The 24,429-nt window shown below is 33.4% G+C and carries 18 protein-coding genes; 6 read left to right on the top strand and 12 right to left on the bottom strand.

Annotated features, from left to right (window positions below):
- Positions 1–56: 56 nt before the first annotated feature.
- Positions 57–443 (bottom strand): BlaI/MecI/CopY family transcriptional regulator, encoded by a 387-nt coding sequence (locus QYS48_RS11770; protein ID WP_302101618.1) that lies wholly within the window; start codon positions 441–443, stop codon positions 57–59.
- Positions 444–596: 153 nt separating this feature from the next.
- Here QYS48_RS11770 and QYS48_RS11765 point away from each other — a divergent pair, with 153 nt between their 5' ends.
- Together QYS48_RS11765 and QYS48_RS11760 are read left to right on the top strand one after the other, a co-directional pair.
- Positions 597–1,325: a VIT1/CCC1 transporter family protein gene (locus QYS48_RS11765; protein ID WP_308356067.1), complete on the top strand. Its 729-nt coding sequence runs from the start codon at positions 597–599 to the stop codon at positions 1,323–1,325.
- 7 nt (positions 1,326–1,332) lie between these two features.
- Positions 1,333–1,626 (top strand): cupin domain-containing protein, encoded by a 294-nt coding sequence (locus QYS48_RS11760; RefSeq protein WP_308356066.1) that lies wholly within the window; start codon positions 1,333–1,335, stop codon positions 1,624–1,626.
- A 14-nt stretch (positions 1,627–1,640) separates the two neighbouring features.
- Here the strand turns inward: QYS48_RS11760 and QYS48_RS11755 are convergent, their stop codons facing one another.
- On the bottom strand, positions 1,641–2,714 hold the full coding sequence (locus QYS48_RS11755; protein WP_308356065.1) for a mannose-1-phosphate guanylyltransferase: 1,074 nt from the start codon (positions 2,712–2,714) through the stop codon (positions 1,641–1,643).
- A 399-nt stretch (positions 2,715–3,113) separates the two neighbouring features.
- Between QYS48_RS11755 and recQ the strand changes: the two genes are divergently transcribed.
- The 4 genes from recQ (at position 3,114) to QYS48_RS11735 (ending at position 8,473) form a co-directional block, all read left to right on the top strand.
- The gene (gene recQ / locus QYS48_RS11750) at positions 3,114–5,291 is read left to right on the top strand and encodes a DNA helicase RecQ (protein ID WP_308356064.1); all 2,178 of its coding nucleotides are present in this window, start codon (positions 3,114–3,116) and stop codon (positions 5,289–5,291) included.
- A 92-nt stretch (positions 5,292–5,383) separates the two neighbouring features.
- Positions 5,384–6,667 carry a phosphoribosylamine--glycine ligase gene (gene purD / locus QYS48_RS11745; RefSeq protein ID WP_308356063.1) on the top strand — a complete coding sequence of 428 codons (1,284 nt, stop codon included), beginning with the start codon at positions 5,384–5,386 and terminating at the stop codon, positions 6,665–6,667.
- 97 nt (positions 6,668–6,764) lie between these two features.
- Positions 6,765–8,012 carry a regulatory iron-sulfur-containing complex subunit RicT gene (locus QYS48_RS11740; RefSeq protein WP_308356061.1) on the top strand — a complete coding sequence of 416 codons (1,248 nt, stop codon included), beginning with the start codon at positions 6,765–6,767 and terminating at the stop codon, positions 8,010–8,012.
- Complete coding sequence (locus QYS48_RS11735; protein ID WP_302104287.1) at positions 8,012–8,473, top strand: gliding motility lipoprotein GldH; 462 nt, start codon at positions 8,012–8,014, stop codon at positions 8,471–8,473. The genes QYS48_RS11740 and QYS48_RS11735 overlap by 1 nt, the downstream gene beginning before the upstream one ends.
- Before the next feature lie 39 nt (positions 8,474–8,512).
- On the opposite strand, the gene QYS48_RS11730 is transcribed toward QYS48_RS11735, so the two are convergent.
- From QYS48_RS11730 to QYS48_RS11685, 10 genes are all read right to left on the bottom strand, one after another.
- Positions 8,513–9,262 carry a carboxypeptidase-like regulatory domain-containing protein gene (locus QYS48_RS11730; RefSeq protein WP_308356060.1) on the bottom strand — a complete coding sequence of 250 codons (750 nt, stop codon included), beginning with the start codon at positions 9,260–9,262 and terminating at the stop codon, positions 8,513–8,515.
- 61 nt (positions 9,263–9,323) lie between these two features.
- Entirely contained in the window at positions 9,324–10,103 is a 780-nt protein-coding gene (locus tag QYS48_RS11725; protein WP_308356059.1) for a hypothetical protein, read from the bottom strand.
- A gap of 30 nt (positions 10,104–10,133) precedes the next feature.
- Positions 10,134–11,462 (bottom strand): DNA recombination protein RmuC, encoded by a 1,329-nt coding sequence (rmuC, locus tag QYS48_RS11720; protein WP_308356058.1) that lies wholly within the window; start codon positions 11,460–11,462, stop codon positions 10,134–10,136.
- 125 nt (positions 11,463–11,587) lie between these two features.
- Positions 11,588–12,268, bottom strand: a complete 681-nt coding sequence (locus tag QYS48_RS11715) for an energy transducer TonB (RefSeq protein ID WP_302101625.1) — start codon at positions 12,266–12,268, stop codon at positions 11,588–11,590.
- A gap of 84 nt (positions 12,269–12,352) precedes the next feature.
- Positions 12,353–12,724, bottom strand: a complete 372-nt coding sequence (locus tag QYS48_RS11710; RefSeq protein WP_302101626.1) for a VanZ family protein — start codon at positions 12,722–12,724, stop codon at positions 12,353–12,355.
- A gap of 2 nt (positions 12,725–12,726) precedes the next feature.
- The gene (gene gcvH, locus QYS48_RS11705; protein ID WP_308356057.1) at positions 12,727–13,107 is read right to left on the bottom strand and encodes a glycine cleavage system protein GcvH; all 381 of its coding nucleotides are present in this window, start codon (positions 13,105–13,107) and stop codon (positions 12,727–12,729) included.
- Positions 13,108–13,178: 71 nt separating this feature from the next.
- Complete coding sequence (gene sprA, locus QYS48_RS11700; RefSeq protein ID WP_308356056.1) at positions 13,179–20,324, bottom strand: cell surface protein SprA; 7,146 nt, start codon at positions 20,322–20,324, stop codon at positions 13,179–13,181.
- A gap of 13 nt (positions 20,325–20,337) precedes the next feature.
- The gene (gene ruvA / locus QYS48_RS11695) at positions 20,338–20,931 is read right to left on the bottom strand and encodes a Holliday junction branch migration protein RuvA (RefSeq protein ID WP_308356055.1); all 594 of its coding nucleotides are present in this window, start codon (positions 20,929–20,931) and stop codon (positions 20,338–20,340) included.
- Positions 20,928–23,207 (bottom strand): NADP-dependent malic enzyme, encoded by a 2,280-nt coding sequence (locus tag QYS48_RS11690; RefSeq protein WP_308356054.1) that lies wholly within the window; start codon positions 23,205–23,207, stop codon positions 20,928–20,930. Before QYS48_RS11690 ends, ruvA begins: the two co-directional genes overlap by 4 nt.
- A 111-nt stretch (positions 23,208–23,318) precedes the next feature.
- Positions 23,319–24,419: a DUF4837 family protein gene (locus QYS48_RS11685; RefSeq protein ID WP_308356053.1), complete on the bottom strand. Its 1,101-nt coding sequence runs from the start codon at positions 24,417–24,419 to the stop codon at positions 23,319–23,321.
- Positions 24,420–24,429: the final 10 nt, after the last annotated feature.

Below are 24,429 nucleotides of genomic sequence, written 5' to 3'. Positions count from 1 at the left end.
ACTAATTATTACCCAGTTACCAAAAGTTTTTATAATCTGAAAACTTAGAATATCCATTACTTATCTTTATTTTCTTGTTGCTCAATCCATTTTTTCAGCTCAGAAAGTTCTTCTTTACTGTTCGTTTGATTCCCCAATAGGTGGAGCATCATTTCTTTAGATGAACCTTTGAATAACGTTTTAGTCAATCTATTAAAAATGCTGTTTTTTGTAGTAGTCTCATCCAAAATAGCGAAGTATATAAATGACTTTGTCTCCTTTGTTCTACTTACCATTTTCTTTTCAAACATTCTTTGAATCTGTTTCAAAGTGGTTGTATATCCTACTTTCTTTCTCAGCTCGATTCTTGAATGAATTTCCTGAACTGTTTGGCCCGGTTTAGCCCATAATTCTTGTAGAATTTCAAGTTCCCCATCAGATGGTTTTTGATCCGCCTCTTTCATAAAAATTTATTTACACTTCAATTATACGACAATTGTCGTAATAAAAAAATAATAAAACGACATTTGTCGTATTTTCAAAATATTTGTCCAAACACCTCTTTAAGTTTAGCCTAAATCCGTATATTAAAATACAATTAGGCTTTAAATAAAGAAATGAAATCGATGGAGGAAGACATCCATAGCGGAAAAGGTTTTTTCGGAAGACAGCAGAATTACTTATCGGAATTTGTATATGGAGGAATAGATGGAAGTGTCACTACTTTTGCAGTTGTTGCTGGTGCTGTAGGAGCAGGACTAGATAATAGCATAATTATCATATTAGGATTTGCTAATTTGTTCGCTGATGGATTTTCCATGTCTATTGGTGCATATATGTCTGCTAAATCTGAAATACAGCATTTCGAAAAACAGAAAGCGATTGAGTATTGGGAAATAGAAAACTTACCTGAAACTGAAAAGCAAGAAATTAGAGACATCTATATTGATAAAGGATTTAAAGAACCATTATTAAGCCAAATTGTAGATGTAATTACAGAAGATAAAGACAGATGGGTGGATGTAATGATGAAAGATGAATTAGGCATAGTTAAAAATGATAAATCACCTTTTCAAATCGGACTATTTACTTTTGTTTCTTTTTTAATTATAGGATTAATTCCTCTTTTTGTTTTTGTAATAGACTACTTTAATGTAAATGTTGATAACAAGTTTTTATGGTCCAGTTTAATGACTGCCATGGGATTTACTATTATAGGTTACTTAAAATCAAAAGTGACTAATAACTCTATATGGAAAGGAATATTAGAAACTTTATTATTAGGTGGATTAGCGGCAGTTGTAGCTTATTTTGTAGGAGATTTCCTAGAACAAATAATAAACTGAAATTAGTATGAAGCACATAAAAGAATTACATGAGAAAAATAAAGGTGTCTCTGCTAAACCGATTTTTAAAAGCAGTTTAGGAGGTAATACCACATCAATTCAGTTATTGAAAAATGAAAAGCTAAAAGAACATAGCTCTAAAACAGATGCACTTTTAATCTGCATTGAAGGCAAGGTTTTATATCAAGATAAGGACAACAATAAATATGAACTAAAGCCAGGATATTATGTCGAAATCAAAGCTAATGTAAAACATGAACTAGAGTCTATACTAGAAAGTCACTTGATCTTGATAAGATAATCCAAAAAAGGAGATTATATAAAACTGTCTCCTTTTTTAAGTTTAACAGAATTTACAATTTCTTTAATTTCTTTTTCTGCGTCTTTTTTACAGATTAGGATTATTCCATTTTCTTCTGCCACTAAAAAATCATGTAAATCTTGGATAACCACTAGATCACTTCTATCAGTTGTCACTATATTACCTGTAGAATTAAAACTCATTACATTTTCATCTAAGGCATTATCATATCTATCCTTTTCTCTAATCTCATGAAGGCTTTCCCAATTTCCTAAGTCTGACCAACCGATATCTGTCAATAAAACCTTTACATTATCAGCTTTTTCCATAACACCAAAATCTATGGAAATATTAGGGCTATGAGAATAGGCCTTATTTACAAATAGCCTTTCATTTGAACTGTAGTATTGAGTATTCCCCTCATTAAAAATTTCAGCTAAATCAGGTAAATACTCCTCAAATGCCTTTAAAATGCTTTTAGCTGACCAGATGAAAATACCTGCATTCCATACAAAATCTCCACTTTCTATAAACTTCTTAGCTAAGCCAATTTCTGGCTTTTCAGTAAAAGTTTTTACTTTCTTTATTGTAGCTGAATCTGGAATATATTGAATATATCCATAACCTGTTTCAGGTCTGTTTGGATGCATGCCCAATGTAATAAGCTGATCATTTTTAGAAGCACTATCTAAGGCTACTGCAACTGATTGTAGAAAAATATCCTCTTTTAATATTAAATGATCTGCAGGAGCAATTACCATATTCGCATCTGGATTTTTACTCGCTATTTTGTAGCTAGCGTATGCAATACAAGGAGCTGTATTTCTTTTATACGGTTCCAGTAATAATTGATCACTACCAATCCCTTTGATTTGGTCTTTTACGATTCCTTCATAATCCTTATTAGTAACTATAAAGATATTTTCTCTAGGAAACTTAGATAAAAACCTCTCATAAGTCATTTGAAGTAGCGTTTTTCCAACCCCTAGTATATCATGAAATTGTTTTGGTTTAGTAGATGTACTAACTGGCCATAAACGCGTACCTGTTCCGCCAGCCATTATAATTACATAATTATTATTGTTCATAGAGTTTATGGTTCTGAGATGAGCTGAAAATCAAAATAAGAGAAAAAAAATATTTGATTTTATAGCATCAGTAAGCTTAACGCTTAGACTGAAAAATAAGTTGTATTATGAAATTTCAAGAGCTCAAAACTGCAAAATTATATATAAAAATTAAAAGTCAACTTGCGATACATATTTTTTAAATTCACTTTAAACAGAGTAAACCAATAATTACCCTTCGAAAATGATTATTTCGCGCATTACCTTACACTAAATGAAATATAATATGACAGTTTTCGCTTATACTTTTTAATAATTTTTACTAAATTCAAAGTATCTCATAATTAGACATTAACTTTGAGATAACATTAGCAAATAGAAGAAAAAGTAAAGTTAAAATAAGCAATTTGTGCTAAAGAGATGATAGAAGAGCAAGAAGCTACTTTAAAACAAAAATTAAAAGAGGTATTTGGATATAATCAATTCAGAGGAAATCAGGAATTGATTATGCAAAATATAATAAAAGGCCATAATACTTTTGTTATTATGCCTACAGGAGCAGGTAAATCCCTTTGTTATCAATTACCTGCCATTGCCCAAGAAGGAACAGCATTAGTGGTTTCACCCCTGATTGCCCTAATGAAAAACCAAGTTGACACTTTGGTAGCCTTAGGTGTGAATGCGGCATTTTTAAATTCAACCCTAACAAAAACAGAAACTAAAAGGGTGAAAAAAGAAGTAATGAGTGGAGACTTAAAACTTCTTTATGTAGCACCCGAATCTTTAACGAAAGAAGAAAACGTTGAATTCCTTAAGCAAGCAAACATATCATTTGCTGCTATTGATGAGGCTCACTGTATTTCAGAATGGGGTCATGATTTCCGTCCAGAATACAGAAAGATTAAATCGATCCTTCAGCAGATTTCTAATATTCCAATAATTGCATTAACTGCAACCGCTACTCCAAAAGTGCAACTTGATATACAGAAGAATCTTAATATGGAGGAGGCTAATGTATTCAAATCTTCCTTCAACAGAGAAAATCTCTATTATGAAGTTCGCCCTAAAAATCAGGCGAAAAAGCAGCTTATAAGATTTTTGAATGAACGGAAAGGAAAATGTGGTGTAATCTATTGCCTTAGTAGAAAAAAGGTTGAAGAAATTGCAGAATTCCTGAATGTTAATGGCTTTAATGCAGCTCCATATCATGCTGGATTAGAAAGTGGTGCTAGAATGAAAAACCAGGACGACTTTCTAAATGAAGATGTTGACATCATTGTTGCTACAATTGCATTTGGAATGGGTATAGATAAACCTGACGTTCGTTTTGTAATTCATTATGACACTCCAAAATCAGTAGAAGGCTATTATCAAGAAACGGGTAGAGCTGGTAGAGATGGCTTAGTAGGTGATTGCTTAATGTTTTACAGCTATAACGATATCTTAAAGCTTGAAAAGTTTAATAAAGACAAGCCAGTAACAGAAAAAGAAAATGCAAAACTCTTATTAGAGGAAATGTCTTCTTATGCTGAATCATCAGTTTGTAGAAGAAAACAGTTACTTCATTATTTCGGTGAAGAATTTGGTGATTACTGTGGTAAATGTGATAATTGCTTACATCCTAAAGAGAAATTTGAAGCTAAAGAAGAAATGATAACAGTTTTAAAAACTGTAAAACTCACGAAAGAACGTTTCGGAATTAATCATTTAGTAAATGTAATAAGGGGCTCAAATGATCAATATGTTACCAGCTACGGACACAATGAGCTTGAAGTTCATGGAGTAGGCTCTGATAAAGATCAAGAATTTTGGAAATCTGTAATCAGACAAACCATGCTTTATGGATACCTTGAAAAAGACATTGAAAATATTGGAGTCCTTAAATTAAATGATGCAGGAAAGAAATTTTTAGAAGCCCCTACTGATATTCAATTCACAGTTAATCATGTTTATACGGATGATGGAGACGAAGACCAAATAGAAAAAGAAACCGTTTCAGCCAATTCATTTGATGAAACATTATTTTCTCAATTAAAAGCTTTACGGAAGAAGGTTGCAAAGTCTAAAAATCTTCCTCCATATGTAATTTTCCAAGATCCATCTTTGGAAGAAATGGCTACAACCTACCCTACCACTCAGGATGAACTTGCAGCAGTGAATGGTGTAGGTTTAGGAAAAGTCAGAAAATTCGGAAAACCTTTTATGGAGCTTATAAAAGAGTATGTGGATGAAAATGACATTATAACAGCAGCAGATGTAATGGTGAAATCATCTGTTAACAAGTCAAAAATGAAAATCTTCATCATTCAGCAGGTTGATAAAAAAATCGACCTTGAAGAAATTGCTGAAATGAAAGACATATCCTTTGAGGAGTTGATAGATGAAATTGAACTAATCTGCTATTCAGGTACAACCTTAAATCTGGATTATTACTTAAATCAAATCATTGATGATGAAAAGCAAGAAGAAATTATGGATTATTTCTTGTCATCAGAATCAGACAGCATAGATGATGCAATGGATGAGTTTGAAGATGAATTCAGTGAAGAAGATTTAAGGCTGATGAGAATTAAGTTTTTATCAACTTACGCAAACTAATTGCTGTCCTAGTTAAATCTGGGACATTTTTTTCATTAGTTTTACTATTAAAATCTCATCCTTAATAGGATGACTAAATTAGAACAAAATAGATGAATATATTAGTACTAGGCTCTGGAGGCAGAGAATATGTTTTTACTGAAAAAATTAAGGAAAGCGAGAACTGCGGGAATTTATTTGTAGCACCAGGTAATGCGGGAACTGCTCAAATTGCTAAAAATATTGATATTAACCCCACCGACTTTGATAATATTGCTGATTTCTGCTTGAAAGAAAATATATCTATGGTAGTTGTAGGACCTGAGGCTCCATTAGTAGCAGGAATTACGGATTACTTTTCTGAAAAAGAAGAATTAAGGAATATCCAAGTAATAGGACCAGGGAAAGAAGGTGCTAATTTGGAGGGGAGTAAAGAATTTGCAAAAAGCTTTATGCAAAGACATAATATCCCAACAGCAGCTTATGCAAGTTTCGAACAAGCTACCTTATCAGAAGGACTCAATTACTTAAAATCTTTAAATCCACCATACGTACTGAAAGCAGATGGACTTGCAGGTGGAAAAGGAGTGGTAATCTGTGAGAACTTAAAAACTGCTGAAAAAACTTTAACAGAAATGCTTCAGGACAAAAAATTCGGTGAAGCTAGCAGTAAAGTAGTTATTGAGGAATTCCTGAATGGTATAGAATTATCCGTATTCGTTTTAACTGATGGCGAAAATTATAAAGTTTTACCAGCTGCTAAAGATTACAAAAGAATAGGAGAAGGTGATACTGGCCTAAATACTGGAGGAATGGGAGCTATTTCGCCAGTGAAATTTGCTGATGCTGATTTCATGCAAAAAGTAGAATCTAAAATCATAAACCCTACAATAAAAGGCTTAAAGAAAGATAAAATTAATTATCAAGGTTTTATTTTTATTGGCTTAATGAATGTGGCAGGCGAACCTTATGTTATTGAATATAATGTAAGAATGGGAGATCCTGAAACCCAGGTAGTATTAGCCAGATTAGAAAGTGATCTTTTGAAGTCATTTGAAAGTTTAAGATCTAAATCACTACATAAGGAAGAATTTAAAATAAGTGATAATACAGCAGCAACTGTTGTATTAGTAGCAGGAGGATATCCTGAAAGTTATCAAAAAGGCAAAGTCATAAAGGGACTTAATGAAGTTGAAAATGCTAAAGTTTTCCATGCAGGCACCTCTTCTAAAGATGGAGAAGTAGTAACAGCGGGTGGAAGAGTATTAGCCATTACAGGCATGGGTGAAGATTTAAAATCAGCCCTAAAGAAGGCCTATGATGGTGCTAATAAAGTTTGCTGGGATGACATTTATTACAGAAAAGATATTGGCCAAGATTTATTGGCTCTAGAATAGAGATTAATGAATATCCCTCTACTTGTCTTTTGAGGAAAAGGTATTCAGAATAATCAATGTATAACACTGCATTAAGCAGTTAAAAATAAAATATAGTATGGGATGCTCATCATGTGGTACTAAAAATAAAGAAGGAGCCACTAGTGGTTGCCAGAACAATGGAGGTTGTAGCACGGGAGGATGTAATAAAATGAATTCTTTCGATTGGTTGTCCAATATGGATTTCCCTAATTATGATAACTTCGATGTAGTTGAAGTTAAATTTAAGGGTGGTAGAAAAGAATTCTTTAGGAATATACATAATCTTGACTTAGTAACAGGCGATCCAGTGGTGGTGGATGTCCCAAATGGACACCATATTGGTTATATTTCTATGCAAGGCGAGTTAGTACGCTTACAAATGCAGAAGAAAAAAGTTAAGAATGATGATGAAATAAAAGCCGTTTACCGTGTTGCTACTGATAAAGACCTTGAAAAATGGTATGAAGTCCAGAACAGGGAAATGCCTACCATGTACAAGGCAAGGGAAGTTATTCAAGAGCTTAAATTAAAAATGAAGCTCTCTGATGTTGAATATCAAGCTGATAATTCGAAAGCAACCTTCTTTTACTCAGCTGAAGAAAGAGTTGATTTCCGTGAATTAATCAAAAAACTTGCTAGCGAATTCAAAATCAGAGTAGAGATGAGACAAATCTCCTTACGTCAGGAAGCTGGCAGATTAGGGGGTATTGGAAGTTGTGGAAGAGAATTATGTTGTAGCACTTGGCTTACAGACTTTAAAAGTGTTTCTACTAGCGCAGCCAGATATCAAAACCTGTCTTTAAACCCAAGTAAGTTATCTGGTCAATGCGGAAGGCTTAAATGTTGTCTTAATTATGAGCTAGATACCTATATGGATGCATTAAGTAACATCCCTGAGGTAGAAAAGCCAATTCAAACTAAAAAAGGCACTTTGACTCTTCAGAAGACTGACATATTCAGGAAAATTATGTGGTTTAGTTATTCTGAAGACAATATTTGGCATCCTGTAAAAGTAGAAAGGGTAAGCGAAATTATTGCACTGAATAAACAAGGCGAAAAACCAGACACTTTGATGGAAGACGTGCTTGAAATTGAAGACTCAGTGCAGATTAATAGCGATTTAATAAAACTAGACCGGAAATTTACAAAGCCCAAAAAGAAAAAGAAGAAAAGCGGAAAATTCAGACCAAATAAGGTGAAAGCTGTAGAAAAGACTATAAACCAAACCAATAAAGACAAGTCTCAAGCGAAACCTAAAAAACATAAAAACAAGAAAAAGTTTAATAAAAACAGAAACCCACAAAATAAAAATAAGAAAGATTGATGAGGTTTATTTATATTATTTCAGCCATAATATTATTCACTTCGGCTTGTACTGAAGATAGATATTTTGAGGAAAATATTGATTTCACCGACAGAAGTTGGAATATGCAGGATTCCGTTCTATTTCAATTTGAAATTGACAGTATAGAACTCCCCTACAGAGTTAAACTCAATTTAAGAAACACAATGGATTATCCCTACAGGAATATATATGTCCAGTATTATCTAAAAGATTCAAGTGAAATTCTAAATGAAAATCTTCAAAATATAAAGCTATTTGAAGCCAAAACAGGAAAACCTTTTGGTGATAGACAAAGTGAAATATATTCCCATCAATTATTAATTCAGGATTCCGTTTATTTCCCCAAAAAAGGAAAATATACTATTCAACTAGAGCAATATATGCGTGAAAAAGAATTAGAAGGAATAGTTTCTGCGGGAATTAAGATTGAGCAATTATAATAATTTGATTGCTTTATCTTTATTATATTTAATACTCGATTATCCTTTCAGAGTTTTATACTTTTCAAATTCTTCCAAAATTCTGGAAGCAATTTCATAATCACTAGATCGTTGAACAAAGGCTTCATCCAAATCAAGATATTGAATAAAATCTGTTAACTCATCTCCTTTTAAACCGGTTAAATCTTGAACTAATCCAGAATTATACTTTTTACTATTTTGAATAGCATTACCCTGATTGGCAACTGTCTGGTAATACTTTAGCTTTTCTTTATGAGACTTACTTAATTTCTTTACTATAAAGGAAATGGGTTTATTAATAGCATAGCCAAGTGAATTAGTATAGCTAGGGTCATAATTTTTAGGAATTTTTGACATAGGTTTATTAGGTTTCATTCCATATGGTACAAAAGCATCATCCTCAACAACTCCCATATCTACAATTTTCCTACGAAAATCTGATTCTGTTTCAGGCATATTACTGACCCTTACCTCATCTAATTGAATATTTGCTTCGCTTAATACAATTTTCAAATATTTCTGATCCCCTACAATTAATTGCTTTGTATTATAATTGATATTTGAAACTACTAAAGTATCTCCTTTATTAACAGCTAATTTGAATTCTCCTACATCAGTTGAGATTGCCATTATATTTGCACTAATATTCACAATGTGGGCTCCTGAGATAGCTTCTCCAGATTCGGATAAAACGATACCATTATGATCTTGAGCAGTAATTGCCGTAGAAAAACTAAATAACAATATGAAAAGTAAACTTAATCGCATTAACTCTAAAAACGTATTTAATTTAAGACTATTATATAAATTAAATTCAAAATGTGAAATCCTAATCCTTAAACTTTTCTAATTTATATTCCTTAAACGAATTAATTATCAATAAGGTAATTTCGTAATCTGAAGCTTCCAAAATATATTTGTTATTAAGATTTAAATAACTCATAAAGTCCATTAAATCTTCACCTTCCAAAGCTGTCAGTTTATGGATTAGTTCCTTATTATATTTTTTATCAATTATAATACGATCATCAGATGTGGCCTTTAACTCATAGTATTCCATTTTAGATTGGTATTTTTTATCGAACCTCTTTCTAAAATAAGACAATGGAAGTGTAAATGAGGGATTAAAATCTTCATCAGCCCAAAACTCTAAACCGGACTCTTTCTCGAATTGCTTTGGTATCTCTCCCATTGACTTAGCAGGCGTTACTCCGAATGGGATGAATTTTTCATCAGTTTTTACTTCTGTTTTTAATATTCTCCTTTTAAAAGCAAATTCATCATTAGGTAAATTATAAACTTTAATTTCATCTAGTTGAGTAACTTCTGCATCTAGCTCAATATTTTGAAAGGATAATTGTTTTACAACAACTAATTTAGATTGATAGGATATGTGAGAGATAATTAAAGTATCACCAATTGAAGCCTCAATTTTAAACTTCCCATCCTTAGTTGAAATAGACTGTGTATTGGTATTTATATTTCTTAAATGGGCACCAAATATTGAAGAATAATTATCAGCATCATAAACTAAACCTGAAATCTGACTTTGACTAAGTACAACTTGACTAAAAATTAAGATTAGGTTGATAGTAAAAAAGATACGCATGTAACTGCAAACGCATCTCTTATGTTATTATTACTCACTTGACCTATCCAGTAATCGTTTATCTATAGTTTTGGTGGTTTTTGCACCCAACTCTCTCAAGATTTCTGTCCTTCTGATAAGATTCCCTTTACCCTCATATAGCTTCTTCATAGCATCAGAATAACTATTTTGAGTAGTTTTAAGATTATTACCCACTTTTAGTAAATCATCTGTGAAATTAGTAAACTTATCATATAAGGCTCCTGCCTGAGTAGCAATTTCTATCGCATTTTTATTTTGAAGATCCTGTTTCCAGATATAGGATATAGTTCTCAATGTGGCCATCAATGTGGTTGTACTAACCAATACGATATTCCTATCTAATGCTTTTTCATATAAACTGTGGTCTTCTTTTAAAGCAATAGTTAAAGCAGGTTCATTTGCAATAAACATTAGTACATAATCAGGTTGATTGATATCATATAAGTTTTGATAGTTCTTATCTCCTAATGTTTTGATATGAGTATTAATGCTATCTAAATGATTTTTAAGAAACCTAGCCCTTTGAGTATCATCATCAGCATCAAAATAATTACTATAAGCCGTTAAGGATACTTTTGAATCCAATACCAAATACTTATCATCTGGCATTTTAATGATATAATCTAGCCTTTGGTTGGAGCCTTCTTCATTTTTATAGTTTTTCTCTTTTTCATAATGAACATCCTTTTGAAGTCCAACTTTTTCTAAAATAGCTTCCAGTTGCATCTCACCCCAATTACCTTGAGATTTTGAATCACCCTTTAATGCTTTAGTTAAATTTTCAGCTTCTTTTGTAATCTGCTGGTTCAATTCTTTCAAAGAAGATATTTGTTCTTTAAGTGCACTGTTCCAAACTAAGCTGTCTTTATTACTTTTCTCAACCTTCTCTTCAAACTTTTCAATACGTTCTTTTAGTGGATTTAATAGCTCTCCTAAATTCGTTTTATTCTGATCTGTGAATTTCTTGCTCTTCTCTTCAAAAATTTCTTGAGCTAGATTTTTAAACTCATTTTTAAATTGTTGTTGTAGTTCAGCTAGTTCAGCTTTATGTTCATCTAACTTAATTTTAAGATTTTTATAATCTGATTCAACAGTGGATAATTGTCTATTTAACTGTACATTTTTTTCTCTTTCTTTGCTATGAGCATCTTTTTCTTCTTTTAATTCAGCGTATAAGTTCTCCTTTTGGCTCATGGCTACGGAAAGATCCGTTTGCAGCTTTTGTTTTTCATTATTTATCTGATCAATTTCAGCACTATTATTATTTTGGGATTTTAGGATAAAATAAGCTAATACTCCTCCAATTACTAAACCAATTACAACTGCAATAATTTCCATAAGAATCCTAAGCTAGATTTCAATAACAAAATTAAGTATTCCAATTAAATGACCAGTGTGAAAATAAATTAAAAGACAAAAAAAAAGCCGGATAAACCGGCTTTTCTATATCATGATATTTTCAATTAATTCAATACAAAACGGATAGGTATAACTCGCTGAGAACGAACTGCTCTACCTCTTTGTCTACCTGGCGTCCATTTTGGAGAGTTTTTCACCACTTCCACGGCTACTTCATCACAACCTCCACCAATTCCTTTAACGGCAGTAACGTCTGTTAATGAACCATCTCTCTCGATCACGAACTGAACGTAAACTACACCTTCAATACCCATACGCTGTGCTTGTCTTGGATATTTATCGGCAAGTTCGTTACCTACATAATCGTAGAAAGCTTGAATACCACCTTGAGGCTCCGCTTGTTGCTCAACAATCTGGAATACCTTATCAACTTCTTCCTCTTCACCTTCTTCTTCGAAAACGAGATCTTCAATAACTGTCTCTTCAGTCATATCCATATCCAAGTCTAATTCGATATCTTCTTCAATCTCTTCCTCATCAGGAATCTCGATGATTTCAGGAAGCTTTACTTTTGGTGGCGGTGGGGGTGGCTGCTCCGTTGGTGGAATCTCCATGATTTCCTCCATGTCATCATCAACCGTACCTAAATCCATGGCCGGCCCTTCATCGTAAAATTTGTACTCGAAAGCAAAAAACACCAAGGAAATGGAAATAACCAATCCTATATTCAAAAAAAGCGTTGACTTTTTGTTGATGTCTGCTCCCGGATTCTTTTTAAGTTCCATAATTAAACATCGTTTAGATAGTAAAACTATTATTTAATGATTTAAATTCAAATTATACTCTTAATCTTTTCGAATAATTTCAAATTAAATTTTATAAATCAGATAAAATACAAACCATCCTGCAAAAACTCCAACTGAGTTTGCCATTATATCTGTAAACTCCAAACCTCTTTCAGGAATTAAAGTTTGACCTAATTCAATTATCAATCCGTATAAAAAGCTAATACCTGTTGCCAGTATTTCAGCATTATAACGAAAATACAAAAAGGTATATTGTTTGGAAAACCCTAGAATAAAAAGGAAGGTCAGTAATGCAAAAACAATAAAATGAGCAATCTTATCGAAGCTAAGAACATCCCATATATTAGTTAGCGGCATTGACTCCCCTGGCGTTAAACCCATTAATAGTATGAGTAAAGACCAAATAATCCCAAACAGATTATACCTTAAAAACATCCTTACTCTCCAATTAATTCTTTATAATCAGCTGCTGATAATAAAGAATCAACTTGTGATGCGTCAGAAAGCTTTACTTTAATCATCCATCCTTTTTCATATGGGTCTTCATTTACTGATTCTGGTGCATCTTCCAACTCTTCGTTGAATTCTAATACAGTTCCTTCTACTGGCATAAATAAATCAGAAACAGTTTTTACTGCTTCAACTGTACCAAATACTTCACCTTCACCAAGTTCGTCATCTATAGTTTCAACTTCTACATATACAATGTCACCAAGTTCTCTTTGTGCAAAATCAGTAATGCCAATAATAGCAGTATCACCTTCCACTTTAACCCATTCGTGATCTTTGGTGTATTTCAGATTTTCAGGTATGTTCATCCGTTAAATATTTAAATGATTATTAATTAATGTTTCTCAAAATTACACTCTTTTTTCGGATGCAAAAATAATTATTGCAATCCAAATCGAACTTGTACACCAAAGGAGGTATTTGTGGTTGGAAATGAGTTTTGAACCCTCGGTTCATTGAAATTTCTTTGAAAATAAAAATTCAAATTCAATCTATCATTCACTGTATAATTTACCGTTGGTCTTAATTGGAAATTAATTGTACCGTCTACCAATACATTTCGACCATCGTCTAATGTTCTTTGAACTACTTCGGTATCTCTGACAGTAACACTTAATTGCATTGTTAAGTCATTATCAAGAGAAACCGTTCTGCCACGTACTTTGAAAGGTAATGTGAAATTTGGATCTGTAAAGCCTATATCTATTACTATATCATTGCTTTTTTGATCTGTTATTTGAGAAGTTTCTGTACTTAAAGCTACATTTCTCTCTTTTTTGTATTCAAATTTAGCTGTCAGCCTTCCTGAACTTCTCATACTCACTCCTATTAATGGAGAAAATCTTTCTGAAATTAGAACTTGGCCAATAGTATAAACGGGCAAATAAAATCCGCTATCTGATACTGCTGATGGTAATGGGTAATTATTTTCAATGTTATTACTTAAGTTAAGTTCTTGTTCATTCCCATAAAATGCATTATTAATAAAATTGTTAATGGTTAAAGTAGATACATAAGCATGACTAAGACTGATACTTGGAAAAACCTCCTTAATCGCTTTAATATTTGACAGGCCCTTATAGTCTACTCTCCAATTTGGCAATGGTAACCGTGGAAACGGATTGGTCTCTATTTCTGAAGCTCCTACTCCTGTGTAAGCAGCCAAAAAAGAAGGAATCAAAATATCCTGATGATTTAATTGATACTCTCCACCATTTTGATTTGCGGTTGATAATCTTTGCCTTAAAACTTCTCTGTTTTCTCTTACTTGTTCAAATAATGGAGAATTATCTACCTCAGTTCTTACAAAAGCAGTATTGATCATATTGTAGCTCATTACAAAATTTCCACTTCTTGTTGGCGTAAGATTTACAAAAGCATCTTCATCATCACTAAATCTAAATAACTCACTGTAATTCTCATTAAGCGTTCTATTTACATCTAATTGGACACTTAAATCTTTTGCCGGTTCTAAGGTAGCCTTAATATCTAGCGTCTTTACAATAGACTGAGTGTAAAAATTAGATTGGGAATTTGATCTTGCTAACCAGTCATTTTCTGCAGCTCTAAATCGTATAGTAGGATCCTGACTTCCTAATATAAATGGTATTCCAGGAGCCGTTAAAGATGAATCTAACCCGAATAAATATGCTCTGTTTCTAAAGCCAGGCAGCAATGTACCGCCACGTTCCGAATAGCTTCCAGTAATATTCTTAACTGACATTAATAATTTCAATAAGCCTTTAACAATGGGGGCCCCGGGTTTATTCCAAGTTGTATCTGGCTGATTCGCTCTTCTACGCGGAGGATTATTGATGCTATTCAGGATTTTAACTTTATTGTAAAGCTTATTCATATCTAACCTAGAGTTCAATCCCCATTCACTGCTATTTTGTATGATATGTCCTAAAGTATCAATTTGATTTAAAGATCCAGATGTCCAGTTGAAATCAACTTTATAACGTGCTTCAGCCGAAACCCAATCGGTGAATGGAATTTTTGCTAATGGCAATTGATAACCTGTTACTACCGATTGGTCAAAATTTTTCATTCTACCTAAATTCTGAAGATTAGTTAAAATACTATCGCGTTTTACTTCAGTATTAATCTCTCCGGGAGCCTCATCAATTATAGAAAATGCTCTTGCAGAATAATTGATATTCACATTCTCAGTCAAGTTCCAGTCTAAATTATAAGTTCTATTTAAAGTAAATGATTTCTGAAATTGAGGCTCTATTCCTTCTATACCCAATCTGTCGTTTCTTAATTGTGTTTTAACATAACTTCTATCTAAGTCAGCTCTTAGTCCAAAAGTTGAAGGTAGTGGATTGATATTGATATCCTGGATTAATTTTAAATATGGAGAATTTAGAAAATCAACATTTTTCAATGGTGCAATATTGGCATTTGGAAAACCATAATTATACCCCACTGCCCCTTTGTAATTTCTGGTCTCGAAAGAAGCAGTTTGAAGATTACTTCTATTTATATCGCTATAAGCGTAGGTGAAATCGAAGTTTGAAATGGCAAAAGGTAAAACCAACTTATCGGTTTGCTTTCTTTCTTTCCTAACATTTGTAAAGTTGATACTTCGCCTTACTTCTTGATCAATCACTAAATTCCGGTACTCCTCAGCTTCACTTACTGTTTCAAAACTCTCTATTGCTTGGATTAAAGGAATGTCTGGGTCTCTCGGATCAAAGAAAGGCGTAGCTGTAAAGGTTTGATAGCCTAAATAAGCTGGGATTTTTATTCCTGATTCATCGCCAAAGAATTTGCCTAAGCTAATATTAGCTGAAACATCATAGGCTTCAGTAGTTTCTCTTGTTCTTTGTGCAATATTTTGTTCAATTCCTCCAAAGCCTACTGTTGAATAATTTGTACCTAATGTAATATTAGCAAAATCAGCTAATTTAGCATTTAAGGTAGCATTGGCAGCCCATCCGTTAGTTTGATCAAAGTCTGTTACTCTCATTTCATTTGCCCAAACACAAACGTCTTTTGGTAAAGTACTTCCCCCATCAGGATTTCTGATACCTATCATAATGGTTTGAACGGAACTCATATCGGGCCTACCTCTTACAGTTAATGTGTATTTACCCACTTGCTCTGAATAAGGAAGAAGAATATTTTGATTTCCTAATACTCGGTTCCTTCTTGATTTAAGTCTATATAATTCATTAATATCCAGATCAATTTCATTTTCTAAAGGCCAGATTTCACGAGGATCAGTAGTTTGATAAGGCGTGACTTTTAAGGGGAGTTCAATCTCATAGTAGTTATCATCAAAATCAGTTCCCAATCTTACAAAAGCAGTAACATCATCATCATTTACATTAGCTCCCTGCGCATGAAGGAATAATTTTAATGTGTTATAGTTCACTAGATCAAAATTCACATTTTTGAATGCCGCTACTGCTTTTCCATCTTCCAAATCATCTACACAGAGCTGTACTGATTTTTCATTTTGACGAACAGGATTCGCTACAGCCGCAATATCTTGATCTCGGGTAATTCCAGGTGGTAATTGATAAGGTACTTTACCTGGACCATTTTCCGAGTTGGCTTCAATACTTACTGCAGATATCACTAAGTTGGAAGGCTTTTGCTCTGGAGTTTCAATTATTCCTGATCTTGACAAAGCGCCATTATATTTTCTCCATTGAGAACCTACCAATCTGAAATCAGCCATTCTTAACACTACCGGTTGTTCAAAATCTGTCAAAAGAGTTCTGATATAGCGAATAGTTTTAAATCCTTGAATTTCCCCTTGAGTTCTAGTTGGGTTCCTTACGGGTATTCTAAATAGATACCATTTTACATTTTCATTTTCACTTGATGCAGTTACTTCATCTACAATCAATGGGTTATTCGCTACATTTAATGTGGATTGTCTTAAATCCACTTCATATTCGTAATATTCTTCTAGAGTAGAAACTGTTCTATCATTATTTAAATCTTCAGAATCTGGGTATCGGCTTCCTGAAGGATTAAAACTTCCTTCACCACTACTAGCAGGAGTGTTTCCTTCCATATTACTGAAATTTTTATATCTTTCTACTATTGGCGCTTGTTCTGCATCAAATTCATCGCCCAAGAAATACCTGAAATTATCAGCAGATATATCACTGAGAATTCTGTTTTTAGCCTCATCAGATATCGCTGAATTACTATTAATCTCGTTTACAAAATCACTATAAAATTCTTCCTCTTGATCATTTCTCACCCCATCTAAACCTACATCTTGATTTTCCCTTGCATCAGGATCCGTTGAGAATACATCTGTTATCGGTGCATTAGAAGGTACTCTTGCCTCTTCTGTAATGTCCACTTCAGCAGTATTATCATAATTTGCAGGTAATCCATTTTCATAGGCTAGCTTATTATCGGGTAAAATATCTTCTGAGACACTCCCCAGATTAAAGTACAATTTACCTCCTGTTGTATTATTAGTAGCATCTTCAGTTCCATCATCCACCACACCTCTTTCTGTTTCAATGAATGGATCAAGTAACCAAAATTCAATGTATTCAATATTATTTTTATCAAAATCAACCTCAGAAGTAATGGCTCTGGTAATACCTGCCCAGTTTTGTCTAGGATTTTTTAGCCTACCCTCAGCAGTTAAATCAGAATTGAAGTTATACATACCACGCTCTTCTGGGAAGTAAGCCAAGTCGAATGTCTGTTGGGCGTTGATTCCAATGTTCTGATCCCTGTTTTTATAAATTTCTTGTGCGGGTACATATCTAGCGTAATGATTTTCCTTTGCCTCATCAGTTAATTCGGGTATATTTTGCCCACTTCTATTATAAAAACTTAAATCGATGTTATACCAAGCTAGCTTAGCTCTTTTCTTATTAGCTCCCCATTTACCTTGTCCAAAAAAACGATTGTCTTGTGTAGCTGGAGTGGCTGCCATATTCCAACTCACAAAATCACTTCCGAGATTATTAACCGTTACAGATTGCTCAAAATCATCTAAGTAGGCTGTACCTTCACCATCCACCTGACTACTAGTACCCGGTATTAATTGGGCAAACTCTCCTCTAAAAGTTAAAGAAGAAGGCACTTTGGTATCTATAAAAGGAATGAAATCGACCATTTTGGTTAAAAATGGAACTTCATCATTATAATTTAAATCCACCCCCCATTTGGTATTACTAGATGGTTCTGAACCTATTGTATATCGCGATACTCCCAATGGCCTTTGGGTATGCCTTAAGACAGTAGCTCCAACATTAAATTTATCACTTACTACATAATCGAAACGAGTACCTATTAATGTTTTAGACTGGAAATTAAACATATCCTCAGTTTCAAAGTCAATATCCAAATCTCTTCCTGAGTTCAAAATACCTTCATTCAATATGATAACTCTGCCTAAATTATAATCTACGCGATAATCAATTCCCTCTTGAAGAGGAGTTCCCCCTGCACTAACTCTAACAGAATTCTCAGCTATATTTAATCCAGGAAGTGCAATTTCAGTAGAAGAACCACTTTCATATTGCCCTTTAATAAAAAATTTATCTTTGGAAGTAAGCTGCTGAGCATCATTTTTAGTAGACTCATAAAGCGTATTAAAAACATATTTACTTTTAAAGGTTTGCTCATCATCCCTAAACTGCTGATCTAAACTGCTTCCGAATGGCTCCAATACTGGAAATATAATTTTTCCTTCTTGCTCATTGATAGTAAGTCCATTTATATAATCGAAATTTCCATCAGGTTGCGGATCATTATTTTGATTTAAGCTATCCAAATTGAACAGTCTTAATAATGGAATATCTCTTAATGAGCTTTCATGAAGACTAGGATTATCCTGTCCTGTTCTATCATCACGATAGATGATTCTAAGTTGAAATCCTTCCTGACTTATCTGATTTCCTTGAAGATTGTAGATGTTTTTCATCATCAAATCCCAGCTAGGAACATCCACATTGATTTTTGACGGTCTTAATAGCTTTAATAATACTACTTCATCATCCGAGCGGCTACCATAATTTTCAGCCATTTCCCCTACTTGATAGCGCTGCCCATTATATGTATACTCATAGGCAACAGCTAGCATCTCATCATTTTGAAGTTGTCTTCTTAAAGAAAGATACCCCAATTCCTTATTAAAATTATACTCCGTAGCATCTAGCTTTCTCGCTACGTTAATAATTTCATAATCGACTGTTCTAGCTAATTCTGGACTTGAGGTTTCTAAGGAATTAAGGAAATTATCATAGCTTTTATTGTAAGTATTGATTTCCTCCCATAGTCCGTTCGCATCATTATCTGTGGGACTATTATTAGGTGTGCCAGAATTTAAGTATTGCAATTGGTTGGTATTATTAGGATTTGCTTCTCCCAAATCCATAAAAGCAGCAATTGATCGAAGATTTTGAGTATTTTGATTTCTATTTAGTATATAGACCTCTACCCTTCTAATATCTAAGCTGGAATTAATTCGAGGCAGTCCTTTTAACCATCTTTCATAATTATTTCTGAAAAAATGCCCTAAAAAGAAATGCCTATTTTCATCATAATCAGATGATCTCACCTGGAACTCTTGCCTTTGTGCCCCTCCTTCTACTTTTACGCTTTCTGCCTTTCCTCTTTGAGTAGATGCTACACTAGTTACAAACAAATGACCAAATTGCATTTGAGTTTTAACTCCAAAAAGGTTTTGTGCTCCTGACATTAAAGAATTATTGACTGGCATACTCACATTACCGATCTCAATTTTCTTTAAAATCTCTTCTTCATATCCAGTATATTCAACCTTTAAGTCATTTTGGAAATCAAAAGAGTTGTTATTTGCAAAATTTGCTGTTACAGCTAACTTCTCTCCTACTTTCCCTACTGCATTCATATTGATTTGCTGATCGAATTCAAAACTTGAATATCGTTGCTGCTGAACGGGCAAGTTTGGATTTTCATTTTTAGTAAATCGGCCTCCAAAATCAAGGGTAATAAATCCATTTGGAATGAGCTCAACAAAACTACCCCCAAAAATTCGATCAAATACAGGACTTACATACAAAGGCGGAATCAAGGATCTGCCACTCACAGCACTTTCTCCATCTAATCCTAATGATCTTTCCTTCCAATATTCTTTTAAAATTCGATCATCTTGATAATTGGAAAACTCCTGAAATGACATAGAAGATGTTGGTCGGAAATCTATATCACCTATAGTTTCATAAATGGAATAATTAAAACCTGTATCAATTTCAACGTCTACATTTAATGCCGCAGGATCTTCCAATAGTAATGGACTATTCCCTAAATCATTAGAAAATGGATCACCGTATCTATCTTGCGCCTGATAAGTAGGTCTTCTACTGGGTTGATAGTTACGTACACTATCTACTTTAGTAGTATCAGATTTAACAGTGTCTTGTTGCTGCTGAACTTCCTGAAACAATTCAAATGAATGCTCGTTTGAATTAGCGTATAGGTATATCTGTCCTACTATTAAGAATAGGAAAAAGAGTACTGTCCGTAAAAGAAGTTGAAAGCTCCTACTTTGCAAAATACAATTTAGTTTAAGCTGATTTTAAGGCTTGCTTTATTAATTGCTCTAAAGTAATATTTTCCTTATTAGCTTGCAATATCTTATCAATAACCTTTTCAGCAGAATTTTTAGCGAATCCTAAATTTATCAATGCTGATAACGCTTCCTTGCGCAAGCTATTGTTTGAAATAGTAGAAGTTTGAGCAGATTCAGTAATTAAATCTTCTTTTTTATATCGATCTTTTAATTCAAGAATTACCCTCTGGGCTGTTTTTCCTCCAATTCCTTTAATCGATTGAATTTGTTTTACATTTTCAGCTACAATTGCTGACTTAATTTCATTAGGATTCATAGCGGAAAGCATCCCAATTGCTGTGGATGGACCTATTCCTGAAATCCCAATCAAATCTAAAAATACGGCTCTTTCTTCTGGCAGAAAAAAACCATATAAAGTTTGAGCATCTTCTTTTACATGGAAATGTGTTAATACGCGGGCTTCCTTTTGACTTTTGAAAGCATCATAGGCAGAAAGCGGAATATTAACATGATAACCTACCCCCCCAACTTCAATGATGAGGTGAGTAGGTTCTAATTCTATTATTTGGCCTTTTAAAAATGATATCATGATTTCATCCTATTCTGATGGTCTTGAGCATCTACTACAGAAATAGCTACCATATTCACAATTTCACGAATAGAACTGCCAAGTTGTAGAATGTGAACTGGCTTATTCATACCTAATAAAATTGGTCCTATTGCTTCCGCATTTCCTAATTCCATCAAAAGCTTGTAGGCAATATTACCAGAAGCTAGATTAGGGAATATAAAGGTATTAGCCCCTTTTTCGGCCAATTCAGAAAAAGGATAAGTTTCCTTTAATAACTCTTCATTAACGGCTATATTGGCTTGAATATCTCCATCAATAATTAAATCTGGCCACCTTTCTTTTGCTATAGCTCTTGCTTTAGCTGTTTTCTCTGGTATATCACCTTTACTACTTCCAAAGTTAGAATATGAAAGCACCGCCATTCTTGGCTCAAAACCAAAAACTTTTGCTCCTCTGGCAGTTAAACCAATAATCTCCACTAATTCATCTACAGTTGGGTTTGTATTTACTGTAGTGTCTGAGAAGAAGAAAGTTCCCTTTTTGGTAAGTAAGATATACATACCTGCAACTCGCTTTCCTGCCTCTGCTCCAATTATTTCAAGTGCTGGACGGATAGTTTTTGGATAATCCTTAGTTAAACCAGAGATCATAGCATCTGCTTCTCCTAACTCTACCATCATACTACCAAAATAATTTCTTTCACGCATAATTTTGACAGCTTCGTATTGGGTTACCCCCTTACGTTTTCTCTTATTGTAGTAGACTTTACCATATTCCTCTCTTTTCTTGTCATCAATGTAATTATCAATGATTTTTACATCGTGTAAGTCTAGTTGATGCGTCTTAATTAAGGATTCAATTTTCTGCTTATTTCCTAAAAGAATTGGTTCAGCAATACCCTCATCTATTACCATTTGTACCGCTTTGAGTATGTTGGCATTATCCGCTTCTGCAAAAACTACTCTCTTAGGATCTTTTTTAGCAATGGTTAAAATTCTATTCATCAACTTCTGATCAACCCCAATTCTCTTTTGTAAATCTACATCATATTGAGACCAATTAGTGATTCTAGTTTTAGCCACTCCAGAATCCATTGCAGCTTTTGCAACTGCAGGTGAAATAGTAGTAATCAATCTAGGATCCAGCGGTTTTGGAATTAAATACTCTCTACCAAATACAATCTTTTGATCATCATATGCTTTATTAATCAATTCTGGAACTGGCTGCTTTGCCAATTCAGCAATGGCATAAGCAGCGGCCAATTTCATTTCCTCATTAATTGCAGTAGCTCTAACATCTAAAGCTCCTCTAAAAATATAAGGGAAACCAATAACATTATTCACCTGATTAGGATGATCTGATCTGCCAGTGGCCATGATAATGTCTTTTCTAGCCGCCATTGCTTCCGCATAAGGTATTTCAGGATCAGGATTAGCTAATGCAAATACAATTGGATTATCCGCCATGGCTTTTATATGACTTTTATCAATAACATTTCCCGCAGAAAGTCCCAAAAATACATCGGCTCCTTTCATTGCATCCTTCACATCATTGATATCTGATTTATCCTGAGCAAATAGTTTTCCCATCTCACTCAAGTCATCTCTGTCTTTAGTAAGTAAGCCCTTTCTGTCAAACATATAAATGTTTTCAAGCTTAGCACCTAAGGAATTATATAGTTTAGAACAAGATATAGCAGCTGCTCCTGCACCTAATACAACAATTTTGATGTCTTCAATTTTCTTATCAACTAACTCCAATGCATTGATTAGTGCAGCACCCGATATGATAGCCGTTCCATGCTGATCATCATGCATGACAGGAATATTCATTTGTTCCTTTAATGCGGTTTCAACTTCGAAGCATTCGGGAGCTTTTATGTCCTCTAAATTGATCCCACCAAAAGTAGGCTCTAAGGATTTTACGATTTCAATAAGCTTTTTAGGATCTTTTTCATTGATTTCAATATCAAATACATCAATTCCAGCAAATTTTTTAAAAAGTACTCCTTTCCCCTCCATTACAGGTTTTGAAGCATCCGGACCAATATCCCCTAATCCTAATACTGCTGTACCATTTGATACTACCCCTACTAAATTTCCTTTAGCAGTATATTTATAAGCATTTTCTCTATCTTTTTCAATCTCCTTACAAGGTTCAGCAACCCCAGGAGAGTAGGCCAATGCTAAATCAGATTGAGAACTTAACATTTTTGTAGGTACAACCTCAATTTTACCTGGAGTACCCTGCATATGATAATTTAAAGCATCTTGCTTACGAACTTTTTTAGCCATAATAGTAATATAAAATATCAGAAATGACTCAATTGAATTTGAAAAATATATCCAATTGAATAAGTATAAAATTATTTAGAATTGCCTACTTCGATAGTAGGTTTAAATGGATTAATCCTCTATACTTTCAGGAAATTTAGCGGTACCCATAATTGCTTTTAATTTACGCATGGATTCACGCTTTGATTCTCCTGGAGCATCAAGATAGCCTTCCATATAGTACAAATCACCGGAGTCTTCATTTGCAAATAAATAACCTACAAAAGCACCCCCACGAGAATTATCGGAATACTTCCATAACCCTCTCGTTCTTAATGTGTAGTTATTATTTAAATTGATTGTATCTATCACAAATTCTACTTCATCCTGACTGGTTAAGTATAAATCAGGTATGTCTTCATCTGTGATATACTTTTGTCCTAATTCATTTCTTAAAGATTTAATATTAGCGGGGTCAAAAATTGATTCATCCGTATAAGGCATTTTTACAATCCAGATATTAAATTCTTCATCATTGCCCAATTCTCTTAACCAAACAAAATCATCTTGTTTGATTGCAATATCGAATCCTGCTGGAATCATTAACTCAAGATTTAATGAATCCTCAATATAATTCATAATCCCCTTCTGAGCTGTTTTCTTATATTTTGAAATTAATCTTTCTGCTTCCTTATCATTGAAAAACTCTTTAATTCCATCACGGTTGGCTTTTATATTCTTGATTAACTCTTTCTCATTACGACCAAATAAATACAATACCTCTTGACCACGAGCATAAACGTCCTCTTGATTAAAAGAGAAAAGGTTTGGATTTTGCTCAATTTGATTCAATGAGTTTTCAGTAAAATACTTTTTCATGTATTTCCCTTCCGGCTTATTATTATCTAGAGTTGCCACAAACATCAAATTCTGTGAGGCTTTGAAGACACTATTAAATTTACTCGGATCTACAGGTTTTAGATCATAAAGGGCTTCATCTTGTGGTAGAACTTCAACTTTTGACACAAGAATTTCTCTTAATAAATTTCCTAGTTCACCATCCCAAAGGCTAGGTGGTATTACTAATATTACCTCTCCTGATTCACCTCTTGCCTTTTGCATAGTGGAATTTTCACTTTTCTCACCAGCTTTTTTATCATTACTACATGAGAAAATAAAAAGAGATAGTAATACTATTAAAAATAGATTATATAATTTTTTTAATAAGTGCATAATGAAAGTT

The sequence above is a fragment of the Marivirga arenosa genome, from assembly GCF_030503895.2.
In the GTDB taxonomy this organism is placed as follows: domain Bacteria; phylum Bacteroidota; class Bacteroidia; order Cytophagales; family Cyclobacteriaceae; genus Marivirga; species Marivirga arenosa.
This window is presented reverse-complemented; position numbering and strand designations above follow the sequence as displayed.

Coding starts and splice junctions, on each gene's coding strand:
- QYS48_RS11740 (WP_308356061.1), top strand. CDS start 6,765: ATGGGATGCTCATCATGTGGTACTAAAAATAAAGAAGGAGCCACTAGT.
- QYS48_RS11755 (WP_308356065.1), bottom strand. CDS start 2,714: ATGAACAATAATAATTATGTAATTATAATGGCTGGCGGAACAGGTACG.
- rmuC (WP_308356058.1), bottom strand. CDS start 11,462: ATGGAAATTATTGCAGTTGTAATTGGTTTAGTAATTGGAGGAGTATTA.
- QYS48_RS11690 (WP_308356054.1), bottom strand. CDS start 23,207: ATGGCTAAAAAAGTTCGTAAGCAAGATGCTTTAAATTATCATATGCAG.
- QYS48_RS11715 (WP_302101625.1), bottom strand. CDS start 12,268: ATGGAACTTAAAAAGAATCCGGGAGCAGACATCAACAAAAAGTCAACG.
- recQ (WP_308356064.1), top strand. CDS start 3,114: ATGATAGAAGAGCAAGAAGCTACTTTAAAACAAAAATTAAAAGAGGTA.
- gcvH (WP_308356057.1), bottom strand. CDS start 13,107: ATGAACATACCTGAAAATCTGAAATACACCAAAGATCACGAATGGGTT.
- QYS48_RS11765 (WP_308356067.1), top strand. CDS start 597: ATGAAATCGATGGAGGAAGACATCCATAGCGGAAAAGGTTTTTTCGGA.
- QYS48_RS11710 (WP_302101626.1), bottom strand. CDS start 12,724: ATGTTTTTAAGGTATAATCTGTTTGGGATTATTTGGTCTTTACTCATA.
- QYS48_RS11770 (WP_302101618.1), bottom strand. CDS start 443: ATGAAAGAGGCGGATCAAAAACCATCTGATGGGGAACTTGAAATTCTA.
- QYS48_RS11760 (WP_308356066.1), top strand. CDS start 1,333: ATGAAGCACATAAAAGAATTACATGAGAAAAATAAAGGTGTCTCTGCT.
- ruvA (WP_308356055.1), bottom strand. CDS start 20,931: ATGATATCATTTTTAAAAGGCCAAATAATAGAATTAGAACCTACTCAC.
- QYS48_RS11730 (WP_308356060.1), bottom strand. CDS start 9,262: ATGCGATTAAGTTTACTTTTCATATTGTTATTTAGTTTTTCTACGGCA.
- QYS48_RS11685 (WP_308356053.1), bottom strand. CDS start 24,419: ATGCACTTATTAAAAAAATTATATAATCTATTTTTAATAGTATTACTA.
- QYS48_RS11725 (WP_308356059.1), bottom strand. CDS start 10,103: ATGCGTATCTTTTTTACTATCAACCTAATCTTAATTTTTAGTCAAGTT.
- QYS48_RS11735 (WP_302104287.1), top strand. CDS start 8,012: ATGAGGTTTATTTATATTATTTCAGCCATAATATTATTCACTTCGGCT.
- purD (WP_308356063.1), top strand. CDS start 5,384: ATGAATATATTAGTACTAGGCTCTGGAGGCAGAGAATATGTTTTTACT.